Annotated in this window: 10 protein-coding genes; 3 read left to right on the top strand and 7 right to left on the bottom strand. The window is 71.1% G+C overall.

Annotated elements, in window-relative coordinates:
• Nucleotides 1-333: transposase (locus tag BM204_RS20855; protein ID WP_143099862.1), on the top strand; the 333-nt coding region annotated here is incomplete at its 5' end.
• A gap of 74 nt (nucleotides 334-407) precedes the next feature.
• On the opposite strand, the gene BM204_RS20850 is transcribed toward BM204_RS20855, so the two are convergent.
• Complete coding sequence (locus BM204_RS20850; protein ID WP_091117386.1) at nucleotides 408-794, bottom strand: universal stress protein; 387 nt, start codon at nucleotides 792-794, stop codon at nucleotides 408-410.
• Here BM204_RS20850 and BM204_RS23595 point away from each other — a divergent pair.
• On the top strand, nucleotides 773-1,030 hold the full coding sequence (locus BM204_RS23595) for a response regulator (protein WP_369675313.1): 258 nt from the start codon (nucleotides 773-775) through the stop codon (nucleotides 1,028-1,030). The genes BM204_RS20850 and BM204_RS23595 overlap by 22 nt on opposite strands.
• Nucleotides 1,031-1,037: 7 nt before the next feature.
• Here the strand turns inward: BM204_RS23595 and BM204_RS20845 are convergent, their stop codons facing one another.
• Together BM204_RS20845 and BM204_RS20840 are read right to left on the bottom strand one after the other, a co-directional pair.
• Complete coding sequence (locus BM204_RS20845) at nucleotides 1,038-2,627, bottom strand: helix-turn-helix domain-containing protein (protein WP_091117384.1); 1,590 nt, start codon at nucleotides 2,625-2,627, stop codon at nucleotides 1,038-1,040.
• Nucleotides 2,624-5,248 (bottom strand): DNA translocase FtsK, encoded by a 2,625-nt coding sequence (locus BM204_RS20840; RefSeq protein ID WP_091117382.1) that lies wholly within the window; start codon nucleotides 5,246-5,248, stop codon nucleotides 2,624-2,626. Before BM204_RS20840 ends, BM204_RS20845 begins: the two co-directional genes overlap by 4 nt.
• A gap of 238 nt (nucleotides 5,249-5,486) precedes the next feature.
• Here BM204_RS20840 and BM204_RS20835 point away from each other — a divergent pair, with 238 nt between their 5' ends.
• On the top strand, nucleotides 5,487-8,579 hold the full coding sequence (locus tag BM204_RS20835) for a M4 family metallopeptidase (RefSeq protein ID WP_170259078.1): 3,093 nt from the start codon (nucleotides 5,487-5,489) through the stop codon (nucleotides 8,577-8,579).
• A 117-nt stretch (nucleotides 8,580-8,696) separates the two neighbouring features.
• Here the strand turns inward: BM204_RS20835 and dapA are convergent, their stop codons facing one another.
• From dapA to priA, 4 genes are all read right to left on the bottom strand, one after another.
• Nucleotides 8,697-9,605 carry a 4-hydroxy-tetrahydrodipicolinate synthase gene (dapA, locus tag BM204_RS20830; RefSeq protein ID WP_091117379.1) on the bottom strand — a complete coding sequence of 303 codons (909 nt, stop codon included), beginning with the start codon at nucleotides 9,603-9,605 and terminating at the stop codon, nucleotides 8,697-8,699.
• Between the two features lie 58 nt (nucleotides 9,606-9,663).
• Nucleotides 9,664-10,590 (bottom strand): LLM class F420-dependent oxidoreductase, encoded by a 927-nt coding sequence (locus BM204_RS20825; protein ID WP_091117378.1) that lies wholly within the window; start codon nucleotides 10,588-10,590, stop codon nucleotides 9,664-9,666.
• Between the two features lie 613 nt (nucleotides 10,591-11,203).
• Entirely contained in the window at nucleotides 11,204-11,965 is a 762-nt protein-coding gene (hisF, locus tag BM204_RS20820) for an imidazole glycerol phosphate synthase subunit HisF (RefSeq protein ID WP_091117376.1), read from the bottom strand.
• Nucleotides 11,962-12,708, bottom strand: coding sequence for a bifunctional 1-(5-phosphoribosyl)-5-((5-phosphoribosylamino)methylideneamino)imidazole-4-carboxamide isomerase/phosphoribosylanthranilate isomerase PriA (priA, locus tag BM204_RS20815; RefSeq protein ID WP_091117375.1), 747 nt, complete (start codon nucleotides 12,706-12,708; stop codon nucleotides 11,962-11,964). The genes hisF and priA overlap by 4 nt, the downstream gene beginning before the upstream one ends.
• Nucleotides 12,709-12,750: the final 42 nt, after the last annotated feature.

Raw genomic sequence — 12,750 nt, 5'->3', positions numbered from 1 at the left:
CTCCTCAAAGAAGGCCCCCGGCTGATCTTCCAACTCCCCTACGGCGAAGCCGTCGAGGCACTCGAGGCCTGGATCAGATGGGCCCGCCGCTGCCGGCTCCCGGCCTTCGTCGAGCTCCAACGACGCATCGTGAAACACCGACACGCGATCCTCGCCGCGATCGAGCACGGCCTGTCCAACGGACGCATCGAATCGGTCAACACCAAGATCCGCCTCATCACCCGCATCGCCTTCGGATTCCGATCACCCGACGCACTCATCGCCCTCGCAATGCTCAACCTCGGCGGACACCGCCCCGCACTCCCCGGCCGAGCACTCCCCAGCCCACCATGACCCACGGATAAGTCACAAGAGCCCGAAATGCGCCGCTCCCGCACGGCGCCGTCACGCGGGGTCCTGCTCGGTCGTCAGTGACGAGCCACACGCGGTCGGCTGCCTGGCTTGACGGCGAGCACGGGGCACTCCGCGTCGAGCAGGACCCGCTGGGCGACGCTGCCCATGAGCAGCTTGCCGACCGGCGAGCGGTGCCGGATCCCCAGCACCACCAGGGTCGCGTCGACCTCACGGGCCGCCGAGAGCACGGCCTCGGCCACGTCCTGGGCCACCACCTGGCGCACCTCGACGGTGACCCCGCGGCCCTCGAGGTCGGCGCGGACCTCGTCGAGCTGCTCGGGGCTGGCCCAGCGCTGGTCGACGTAGGCGCACTCGCCTCCAGGCCTTCGCCCGCTCGCACCGCGCCCTCGCCAACGTCGGGTCGGCCGACCAGGAGGACATCGACGCCGTCTTCGCACCACTGCGCCGCGGCAGGGAGCCGCTGCCCAAGGGACTGAGCCAGGAGACGGCCGACGCCGTCCTGACCGCCCTGGAAGCCTCCGTCGAGCTCTCCGCCGGGGAGTGCGCCGAGCACGTGGGCATCTCCCGCGTCAGCGCCCGCCGCTACCTCGAGCACTTCGTGATGCGCGGCGCCGTCGTCGCGCGGTTGCAGTACGGCGGCGCCGGACGGCCGGAGCGTCGTTACCAGACCGTCTGACGCGGCCTCACTCGCGCACGACGAAGGTGTTCTGCGACTCCTGGCCGGTCGCGCCGAGAGCACCGCGATCCTCGCCGTCGACGCTCACCGTCAGCGAGCCGTCGGTCGACTGGACGCGCACCGGCGGGGTGACCTGGAGCTCGACGGTCTGCATGAAGGCCACGTCACCGTCGAAGACGACCGCACCGCTGCCGTCGCGCACCACGACCACGGCACCGCCGCCGGTCGCGGTCAGGACGACCGGGACCTTGGGCCCGGCGTTGCTGGTGCCGTTGTTGATGCCGCTGGACTGGTTGAGGCGCGGGGTGTCGGCCATCTGCACCGGACCGTCCATGGCCAGGCGGGCGATCGACCAGATCAGCACGACGGCCATGACGGCCGCGACCAGCACCGACCAGTTGGGGCCGCCGCGGGTGCCCCGGATCGGGCCGTGCGCCCCGGTGGCCAGCTCGGCCTCGAAGACGCGACGCGGGTCGACGGGGGCGTCGGCGTAGCGCTCGTCGTAGGAAGCCAGGAGCGGAGCAGCGTCCACGCCCAGCACCCGGGCCAGGGTGCGCAGGTGACCGCGGGCGTAGAAGTCGCCGCCGCACGGTCCGAAGTCGTCGACCTCGATGGACTCGATGACGTGCGGACGGATCCGGGTGCGCTCGGCGAGCTGGTCGACGCCGAGACCGATCCGGCTGCGGGCGGCCGCGAGCTGCGGGCCGACCACGGGGTCCGGCACCGGGGCGGACACCACGTCGTCGATGACGATCGTGACGTCGGTCTGCGGGGCCAGGTCGTCGGCGCCGATCAGGTGCACGGTCTCGCGCCGGGGCTCCTCGACGACCGGCTCGGGTGCTGCTTCACGACGGCTCTCGGAGCGGGCGGCGTCGACCAGCTTGCGCAGCGGACCCGGGGTCGGGCTGGCGAACGCGGGAACCCTGGTGGCGACCGGCTCCTCGTCGGTGTCGGGGACCGCCGGAGACTCCTCGGCGACCGGCTCCGCGGGCTCGTCGACCCCGACGGGCTCGGCTTCGACCGCAGCGGCCTCATCCTCGTGGCCCTCGTGGCCCTCGTCGTCCTCGGCGACCACGCGGGCCGGGACCAGGTCGATCTCGACCACGTCGGCGGTCCAGTCGGACCGCTCCAGCAGTGCCTCGGCGAGGTCGTCGCCGGCACCTACGACACGGGTCGCGAGACCCAGGCGGACAGCCCAGTCGGTGCCGTCGTTGCCGATGACGTCCAGGCGTCCGTCGCGCAGCAGGCCGCGGCGGGCGAGGTGCTCGACCCGGTCGACGTCCGACCACGGCAGCCCGTGCCAGACCCGACCGCGCCGCACCCGCAGTCCCTGGGCGTCAGCGACGAGCAACGGCGAGCGGGCGTCGAGCAGTGCGGCCAGGTTGAGCCCGCCCACGACGGTCATCAGCGCGCACAGCGCCCAGTCGAGCGGGGCTCCGGTGCCGGACGCACGCACCAGGTAGGCGATCGCCAGGACCGAGCCGGTGATGCCCAGCCCTGCCGCCAGCGGGACGTGCCGGCGGACCTCGAGGTCCGTCGTACGGCTCGGCTCGGCGGACTCCTCCGGGAGCACGGCCTGGTCTGTCGTGGCGCTCACAACTCCCCCTGCAAGGTCATGATCACGGCGTCGATCTCGTCGGGCTTGACCAGGACGTCGCGGGCCTTGGAGCCCTCGCTCGGTCCGACCACTCCCCTGCTCTCCATGATGTCCATCAGTCGACCGGCCTTGGCGAAGCCGACACGCAGCTTGCGCTGGAGCATCGACGTCGAGCCGAACTGGGTCGACACCACGAGCTCGATGGCCTGGATGACCAGGTCCAGGTCGTCGCCGATGTCGTCGTCGATCTCACGCTTGACCGCCGCAGGCGCGGTGACGTCCTCGCGGTAGGTCGGCTGGAGCTGGGTCTTGCAGTGCTTGACGACCTGGTGGATCTCGGCCTCCGTGACCCAGGAGCCCTGCACACGCACGGCTTTCGAGGCGCCCATGGGCAGGAAGAGCCCGTCGCCCTGGCCGACCAGCTTCTCCGCGCCCGGTTGGTCGAGGATGACCCGGCTGTCGGCGAGCGAGGACGTCGCGAAGGCCAGGCGGGAGGGCACGTTGGCCTTGATCAGTCCGGTCACGACATCGACCGAGGGCCGCTGTGTCGCCAGCACCAGGTGGATGCCGGCGGCACGCGCGAGCTGGGTGATGCGGACGATGGAGTCCTCGACGTCGCGCGGCGAGACCATCATCAGGTCGGCAAGCTCGTCGACGATCACCAGCAGGTAGGGGTACGGCGCCAGCTGGCGCTCGCTGCCGGCCGGGAGCTCGACCTTCCCCGCCCGCACGGCCTTGTTGAAGTCGTCGATGTGACGGAAGCCGAAGTTGGCCAGGTCGTCGTAGCGCATGTCCATCTCGCGCACGACCCACTGCAGCGCCTCGGCCGCCTTCTTGGGGTTGGTGATGATCGGGGTGATCAGGTGCGGCACACCCTCGTAGGCGTTGAGCTCGACCCGCTTGGGGTCGACCATGATCATCCGGACCTCGTCGGGCGTCGACCGCATCAGGATCGAGGTGATCATCGAGTTGATGAAGCTCGACTTGCCGGAGCCGGTGGCACCGGCGACCAGCAGGTGCGGCATCTTGGCGAGGTTGGCGACCACGAAGCCGCCCTCGACGTCCTTGCCGAGACCGGCCACCATCGGGTGGTGGTCGGAGCGGGCCACGTTGGACCGGAGGACGTCGCCGAGGGAGACGATCTCCTTGTCCAGGTTGGGGATCTCGATGCCGATCGCGGACTTGCCGGGGATCGGGCTCAGGATGCGCACGTCGGCCGAGGCGACGGCGTAGGCGATGTTCTTGGACAGCGCCGTGACCTTCTCGACCTTGACCGCAGGGCCGACCTCGACCTCGTAGCGCGTGACCGTCGGACCGCGGGTGTAGCCGGTCACGTGTGCGTCGATGGCGAACTCGTCCAGGACCTGGGTGAGGCGACCGACGACCTCGTCGCTGGCCTTGGAGCGCGCCTTGTGGACCGACCCGGGCTTGAGGACCTCGTTCTCCGGGAGGGTGTAGGTGATGTCCCCCGAGAGCGAGAGCTGCTCGACCCGCTGCGGGATCGGCGTGTGCGGCGGCGGCTCGAGCTCGACCTTGTCCTCGGGCACGTCGACGAGCGTCGATGAGGGCCGGACGATGTCGAGTCCGGCGTCCTCCTCCAGGGCGACGTCCAGCGCGTCGGCGGCCTTGCGGCGCCGCTTGGGCTTCTCCTCCAGGACCGGGGTGTCGTAGGCAGGGTCGCCTTCGGGCTCCAGGTCGACGTCGGCGCGGCCGCGGGTGCGCATCGGCTGGGTGGCGTCGAGCTCGTCGCCCTCGTCGAGGTGGCGGCCGAGGAGGTGGTCCCAGGTGTCGCGGAGTGCCTGCGGGAGGCGGTAGAGCGGTGTCCCGGTGATGACGAGCAGGCCGAAGAAGGCGAGGAGTGCGAGGACCGGCACGACGACGTACGCCGACTGGAGCAGGTCGAGCAGCAACGAGGAGACCACGAAGCCGACGGCGCCGCCGGCCTGCTGGAGGTTGCTGCTGTCGCCGACCGCGGGCTGGGGGCTGCCGTTGGCGATGTGCACGATGCCGAGGACACCGAAGGCGAAGGCGGCCCAGCCGATGACCTGACGGCCCGCAGGACCCGTGCTGACGGGGTCACGCATGAGGCGCCAGCCGGCGAGCACGATCAGCAGCGGCACGAACCAGCCGACCTTGCCGACCGAGCCCTCGACCACGGTCCGGGTGAGCTCCATGACGCCACCGGGCAGCTGGAACCACACGGCGGCGGCCACGACGACCGAGACCGCGAAGAGGAACAGCCCCGCACCGTCACGGCGTTGCTCGGGCTCGAGCTCACCGGCGGTGTGGCCGATGCCACGCGCCGTGGCACCGATGCCGTGGGCGATGCCCAGCCACACCGCGCTCAGCCCCCGGAACAGGGCGATGAACATCCGGGCGACCGGACCGGTCCCGTTGCGGACGGCGCGTGGTGCCGGTCGCGCCGCCGGCTTGCGGGCCACCGGACGCTTGGCAGGACGCTTGGAGGCGCTCGTGCTCGCGGACTTCGTCGGGGTCTTGCTGGGTGACTTCCGGGCGCGGCTGGATCGGGTGCTCGAACCGCTTCGTCCACTACTGCTCGACCTGGAAGAAGACGTGCTCTTGCTCCGCGACCCCGGCGGGGAAGACGTACGGGTCGCCATACGACCAAAGTAGGCCACAGCCCCACCCGTCACTTGCATCACAGCATGCGTGTCGCCCGCGAGCTGCGCGGCAGCCGGGTCGCACCAGCAGATCCTGCGGCCCACAGGCCCCGCTACGCGGAAATTGCCGGCAAAACCGGGGCAGTGCTGGACCATCGCTCCGCGGATGCCTAGGGTCGAAGGCTGGTGTGCCAGATCACAAGGACACACCGCTGATTCCACTCGGAGGGAACGACAAGTGAAGATCATCACCACAGGGCTGAGCCTGGCCCTGCTCGGAGCCGGCCTCGCGGCCACGCCCGGGCTCCAGGCCTCAGCCGCTCCCCCGGCGCCCGCCGGGGAGTCGCTCGTCCAGCGCATGTCGGGCGAGGCAGCGGGAGCCGTGCAGATCACGGCAGACAGGGCGACCGGCAAGGTCGGCTTCGCCCGCGCGACAGGGGGCGAGGGCGACCTTCTCCCCGGACTGGACGGCGCATCGGCGCGCGCAGCCACGAGCAAGGCCCGCGCCTACCTCGACGAGTACGCCGCAGCGTTCGGCGCCACCTCCGCCCAGCTCGAGCAGTCTGGCGTCAACGCCGACCGCTACGGCTGGACGGTGGACTACACCCAGCGCTACCGCGGGGTGGAGGTCTTCGGCTCCCAGCTGCGTGCCCACGTCGACAAGGACGGCGACCTGACCTCGATCAACGGCTACGCCGCACCCGGCCTGGACCTCAGTGTCACCCCGGGTCTCACTGCCGACGAGGCGGCGACCCGCGCGCTGGCGATCGTCAAGGCCAAGTCGGCGACGCCCGACTCGACCCTGCGCATGGCCGGTCTGGAGGTCGCGAGCAACGACCTGATGGTCTACCGCATGGGCTCGACCCGCGGCGAGACCGGCGAGGCCGTCCTCGTCTACGTCCTCGAGGTCACCAACGCGGACACCGTGCGCGACATGGTCTTCCTCGACGCCGACAGCGGCAAGATCGTCAACCGCTACTCGATGATGGCGCACGCGCTCGACCGCAAGCTCTTCGAGGCCTCCGTCAACGACCAGGGCACGCCCGACGACCCGAGTGACGACACCACTGACCGCGAGCTGGTCTACCAGGAGGGCGACGCCCTCCCAGGCGACCTCGACGTCGACCAGCTCAGCGAGGTCCAGGGCACGGGCGAGGCCTACTGGCTCTTCAAGAACGCGTTCGGTCGTGACTCCTACGACGACCAGGGCGCCACGATGGTCACGGTCAACAACGAGCCGTCGATCAACTGCCCCAACGCCAACTGGAACGGCTCGACGACCAACTACTGCGCGGGCGTCAGCTCTGACGACACCGTGGCGCACGAGTGGGCTCACGCCTACACCGAATACACCTCCGGCCTGATCTATCAGTGGCAGTCGGGCGCCATGAACGAGGCGTTCTCCGACATCTGGGGCGAGACCGTCGACCAGCTCAACGACCGCCACAACGAGCAGCCCAACACCCCGCGCACCACCGGGCAGTGCTCACAGTTCACGCGTGGCGCGGTGGGTCTGACCATCAACACCCCCGCGAACGTCGCGGGCGACTGCGACGCCGCGCCGGCCTCGTTCGGTCCGGTCTTCGACAAGACCGGTGTGACCGCCGACGTCGTCGTCGGTGCTCCCCTCGACGGCTGCGCTCCGTTCACCAATGCCGCCACCATGGCCGGCAAGTTCGTCTACGTCGACCGTGGCACCTGCACGTTCGGCGCCAAGGCACAGGCGGCCGAGGCTGCCGGCGCCGAGGGCATCGTGATCGGCAACAACGTCGCCGAGCCCCCGTTCTCCCCCTCGGGCGACGCGGACATCTACGGCGTGATGGTCGGCCAGGACACCGGCACCAAGATCAAGTCGGCGACCACCACGGTCAACGTCACGGTCAAGGACATCGACCAGGCCGACAAGGACAACTCCTACCGCTGGCTCTCCGGCGAGGCCGACCCGGCCTTCGGCGGCGCCATCCGCGACATGTGGAACCCCACCTGCTACGGAGACCCGGGCAAGGTGTCCGACGCCGAGTACAAGTGCTCCACGGACGACAGCGGCGGCGTGCACAGCAACTCCGGCGTGGTCAACCACACCTTCGCCCTGCTCGTCGACGGCGGCACCTACAACGACGTCACCGTGCCGGCGATCGGTCGCGACAAGGCCGCGGCGATCTTCTGGCGCTCGCAGAGCGAGTACCTCTTCCCGGTCGCCGACTTCAGCGACCTCTCGGAGAGCCTCGTCTCCTCCTGCACCGACCTGCTCGGCAAGGAGATCAACGAGCTGACCCTGGAGCCGGAGGCCACCCCGGTCCTGGCGACGTCCATCACCGCCGCCGACTGCACCGCGGTGTCGCTGGTGAGCGACGCGGTCGAGCTCAACCTGGACCCCAAGGCCCAATGCGAGTTCAAGCCGCTGCTGACCAAGGGCGCCCCGTCGCTGTGCGGCAAGGGCTTCAGCGCCAGGACCGTCTGGTCGGAGAACTTCGAGGACGGCCTCAAGGGCTGGGACAAGACCGAGGACGTCGTCTTCGACGGCGCCTCGGGCATCTCGTGGAAGACGGTCGCGGACGCGCCCGGCAACCACTCCTCCACGGTCGCCTACGCCCCCGACCCGGCCGAGGCCGGCGACTGCTCGGGCACGGCGGGCGACGTGTCGAGCCGCAACTCGATCACCAGTCCTGCCTTCGCGATCCCGGCGGGCCTCTCGCCGCGGATGTCGTTCAAGCACTACGTAGCCACGGAATACGGCTACGACGGTGGCAACGTGAAGTACAGCGTGGGCGGCAAGCCCTTCAAGGTCATCCCCACCCAGGCCTACGCCTTCAACGCACCGGGCGCCCAGATGGAGGTCGCCCCCGGCAACACCAGCCCGCTCGCGGGTGAGGACGGCTTCACCGGCACCGACGGCGGCGAGAACCGCGGCTCGTGGGGCACCTCGATCATCGACCTGAAGAAGCTCGGCGCGAAGGTGGGCAAGAACGTCCGCATCCGCTTCGACATGGGTCGTGACGGTTGCGGTGGCCTCGACGGCTGGTACGTCGATGACATCAAGGTGTCGATCTGCAAGGTCCAGACCCTGGTCTCGGCGACCCCGAAGGCGGGCAAGCAGCCCCGGGTCGTCGTCACGGTCAAGCGCGACGGCTCCCAGGGCACTGCGCCCCGGGGCGCGGTCAAGCTGCTCAAGGGCAGCTTGGTCGTCGGCAAGGGCTTCGTGACGAAGGGTAAGGCGCTGATCAAGGTCCGCGGCCTCCAGCCCGGCACCTACGACCTGTTGGCCACCTTCACCGGCACGCCGCGCTTCGCGGCTGCCAGCGACACCGTGAGGGTCCGCGTCACCCGCTGACCCCCTAGCAGCACGCTCACCACGAGGCCCCGCCGGACACCGTCCCGCGGGGCCTCGTGCTCCCCGCTCGTCGATCGGTCGAGACCCGGCCACTCGCTGGTCGGAGCGGCGGACCGCCTAGAGCAGGCCGGAGGCCGCGAGGCCGACCCGGAGCGCGGCGACCTCGTCCTCGTCGAGCGGGACGAGCGGCGCGCGGACGTTGCGGTTGTCGAGCACGCCGAGCAGCTCAAGCGTCGCCTTCGCGGTGGTGGCACCGTAGTTGGGGACCCCCATGATCGCGTCGATGGCGGGGAGCATCGTGGTGAAGCGGGCCAGGGCGGTGGCGTGGTCGCCTGCGGTGAAGGCGTCGTACATCTCGCGCAGCAGCGGGCCGGCCGCGTGGCCGGCGACCGACACGAAGCCGGCGCCCCCGTGGGCGAGCCAGCCGAGGTTGGCGACGTCGTCGCCGGAGTAGACGGCGTAGCCGAGCTCCATCAGGCGCACGCCACGGGCGTAGTCGCCGACCGCGTCCTTGACGGCGACCACGGTCTCCCACTCGATCGCCGCCGCGTAGGTCTCCATCGTGATGGTCGTGCCGGTGCGGCTCGGGACGTCGTAGAGCATCACCGGGAGACCACTCGCCTCGACGACGCTGCGGAAGTGGTGCAGCACGCCGGCAGGGCTGGGCTTGTTGTAGTAGGGCGTGACGAGCAGCAGGCCGTCGGCGCCGATCTTCTCCGCCTGCACGGCAAGCTCGACCGAGTGGGCGGTCGCGTTGGTGCCGACCCCGGCGACGACCACCGCGCGGTCTCCGACCGCGTCCATGACCGCGGCGAGGATCTCGCCGTCCTCGGCCGTCGTGGTCGTCGGCGACTCGCCGGTCGTGCCCGAGACGACGACGCCGTCGTGGCCGTGGTCGATGAGGTGGGTCGCGATGCGGGCGGTGCCCTCGAGGTCGACGGACCCGTCGTCGTGGAACGCGGTCGCCATGGCCGTGAGGACCGTGCCGAAGGGCGTTGCCGGGGAGGAGGGGGGCTTCGCGCTCATGAGGTCAGGCTATCGCCCCACGACCGCTTCCCCGGCGGGGCGCCTCGCGGGTGACGCGTCACACGTGCGGGATCACGTCGGCCGCGACCAGCCTCAGGTGGTCGAGGTCGGCAAGGTCGAGGACCTGGAGGTAGAGGCGCTCGCTGCCGAGAGCGGCGTACTGCCCGATCCGCTCGACGACCTCCTCGGGCGTGCCGGCGATGCCGTTCTCCCGCAGCTCGTCCTTGTCGCGACCGATCGCGGCCGCGCGGCGCTCGACCTCGGCCTCGTCGGCGCCCACGCAGAGCACGAGCGCGTTGGAGTAGACGAGCTCGTCGGGGTCGCGGCCGATCGCCTCGCATGCCGCACGCACCCGGTCGAACTGCGCCGTCGTGGTGGGCTGGTCGACGAACGGCAGGTTGAACTCGTCGGCGTACGACGCGGCGAGGGCGGGCGTGCGCACCTTGCCGACCCCGCCGATCAGCACCGGCGGCTTGGCCTGCGTGGGCTTCGGCAGCCCCGGGGAGTCCGTGACCTGGTAGTGCTCGCCGTCGAAGGAGAAGCCGTCGCCGTCCAGCGGGGTGGCCCACAGGCCGGTGATGATCGCGAGCTGCTCCTCGAAGCGGTCGAAGCGCTCCTTCGTGCCCGGGAAGGGGATCGCGTACTTCTCGTGCTCGGCCTGGAACCAGCCGGCGCCGATGCCGAGCTCCACCCGTCCGCCGCTCATCTGGTCGACGTTCGCGACGCTGATCGCCAGCGGGCCGGGGTGGCGGAACGTCGCGCTGGTCATCATCGTGCCCAGCCGGATCGTGCTCGTCTCACGCGCGAGCGCGGCCAGCGTGATCCACGCGTCGCTCGGCCCCGGCAGCCCCGGCGTGCCCATCGCGAGGTAGTGGTCGGAGCGGAAGAACGCCCCGAAGCCGAGCTCCTCGGCCTCGAGCGCGACCGCCAGGAGGTCGTCGTAGGTGGCGCCCTGCTGGGGCTCGGTGAACACGCGCAGTTCCATGGCCCCCACTCTGCCAGGACGACTTCGCGTGCGGCGCAGCCGACTGACGACGTGCGGTGGTCGGGCCGGTGCAGGCATCGGGAGCCTCGAGACCACGCAGGCGGGCGGGGCCGGACGTGCCGATCCCCCGTCGACGGCGGGGTGTGGGGCGGTGGAGCCAGGTCTCGCCGGGGTGCCGCGGTCGGCGGCGGGGTGTGGGGCGTGGGGCGAGAGAGTCAGGTCTCGGCGGAGCGGGGCGGAGCGGGGCCGGAGCGGGGCCGGAGCGGAGCCGGAGCGGTCGGTGTCGGAGCGGTCGGTGTCGGCGCTGCCGACCGGGGAGGAAGTCACGCAGCGGGTGCGTGAGAACCTCCCCGGTCGACCCGCTGGCACCTCGTGGATTGTGGCCGGCCGCGCCAATCGCCCGACCGGCGGCGGGGCATGGGGGGGTGGGGCGAGAGTCAGGTCTCGCCGGGTGGTGTGTCGATCGGGACGCTTCCGTGGTGGTCGCGGCGAAAGAACAGGCCGTCGGGTGATCGCCACCCCTCCGACGCGAAACCCTGACTCAGCTCGTCGCCGCCACCGACACCGACACCGCCACCGCCACCGACCTAGACGCCGACCGACCAAGGTCCCGTCAGCGGACGGGGTGGCCCGCGGAGGCCAGTGCGCCCTTGACGTCGCGGATGCGCATCGTGCCGAAGTGGAAGACGGTGGCGGCGAGGACCGCGTCGGCGCCGGCGTCGACGGCCGGGGCGAAGTGCTCGGTGGCACCGGCGCCACCGGAGGCGATGACCGGCACGGCGACCTCACGTCGTACGGCGCGGATCAGGTCGAGGTCGAAGCCGTCCTGGGTGCCGTCCGCGTCCATGGCGTTGAGCAGGATCTCCCCCGCGCCGAGCTCGCACGCGCGAGCGGCCCACGCGATCGCGTCAAGGCCGGCGGACTTGCGACCGCCGTGGGTCGTGACCTCCCAGCCGGAGTCGGTGCCGGAGGCACGACGGGCATCCACGGAGAGCACGAGAACCTGGTTGCCGAAGCGGTCGGCGATCTCGGCGACCAGCTCCGGACGGTGGATGGCCGCGGTGTTGACCGCCACCTTGTCGGCGCCGGCGCGGAGCAGCCGGTCGACGTCCTGGACTGAGGCCACTCCCCCACCGACGGTCAGGGGGATGAAGACCTCCTCGGCCGTGCGCGACACGATCTCCATGGTGGTCGCGCGGCCCTCGTGGGAGGCGGAGATGTCGAGGAAGGTCAGCTCGTCGGCGCCCTCCGCGTCGTAGGTGCGGGCCAGCTCGACGGGGTCGCCGGCGTCGCGCAGCTCGCGGAAGTTGATCCCCTTCACCACCCGGCCGGCGTCGACGTCCAGGCACGGGATGACGCGGACGGACAGGCTCATGCCAGCGCCTGCGCCGTGGGCAGGGTCAGGGTCAGGGCGTCCTGGAGCGTGAAGCGCCCCTCGTAGAGCGCGGTGCCGATGATCGCGCCCTCGACGCCGAGGTCGACCAGCCCCATCAGCGCCTCGAGGTCGGTCAGCTCGGTGATGCCGCCCGACGCGACGACCGGGCGCGCGGTGACGGCGCAGACGTCGCGGAGCAGGTCGAGGTTGGGACCCTGGAGCATGCCGTCCTTGTTGACATCGGTGACCACGTAGCGCGCACAGCCCTCAGCGTCGAGACGGGTCAGCACGTCGTAGAGGTCTCCGCCGTCACGGGTCCAGCCGCGGGCCGCCAGGGTGCGCCCGCGTACGTCGAGCCCGACGGCCACGCGGTCGCCGTACTGTGCGATCGCGGCGGCGCACCACTCGGGCTGCTCCAGCGCGGCGGTGCCGATGTTGACCCGGCGACAGCCGGTGGCCATCGCCGCGGCGAGCGACTCGTCGTCGCGGATGCCACCGCTCATCTCGACCTGGATGTCGAGGGTGCCGACGATCTGCGCCTGGAGCTCACGGTTGTGGCCCCGGCCGAACGCCGCGTCGAGGTCGACCAGGTGCAGCCACTCCGCACCGGCCTCCTGCCAGCGCAGTGCGGCCTCGATCGGGTCGCCGAAGCGCTTCTCCGACCCGGCCACGCCCTGCACCAGCTGGACGGCATGGCCACCCGCGATGTCGACGGCGGGCAGCAGCTCGAGGTAGTCGCTCATGGTCTTCTCGTCTCCAGGGGGTGATGGTGGTGGAGCCGTCGC

The sequence above is a fragment of the Nocardioides psychrotolerans genome (assembly GCF_900113685.1).
GTDB lineage: Bacteria > Actinomycetota > Actinomycetes > Propionibacteriales > Nocardioidaceae > Nocardioides > Nocardioides psychrotolerans.
The sequence above is the reverse complement of the archived record's forward strand: the minus strand, read 5'-3'. Positions and strand labels throughout refer to the sequence as shown.

Coding starts and splice junctions, on each gene's coding strand:
- BM204_RS20840 (WP_091117382.1), bottom strand. CDS start 5,248: ATGGCGACCCGTACGTCTTCCCCGCCGGGGTCGCGGAGCAAGAGCACG.
- BM204_RS20825 (WP_091117378.1), bottom strand. CDS start 10,590: ATGGAACTGCGCGTGTTCACCGAGCCCCAGCAGGGCGCCACCTACGAC.
- dapA (WP_091117379.1), bottom strand. CDS start 9,605: ATGAGCGCGAAGCCCCCCTCCTCCCCGGCAACGCCCTTCGGCACGGTC.
- hisF (WP_091117376.1), bottom strand. CDS start 11,965: ATGAGCCTGTCCGTCCGCGTCATCCCGTGCCTGGACGTCGACGCCGGC.
- priA (WP_091117375.1), bottom strand. CDS start 12,708: ATGAGCGACTACCTCGAGCTGCTGCCCGCCGTCGACATCGCGGGTGGC.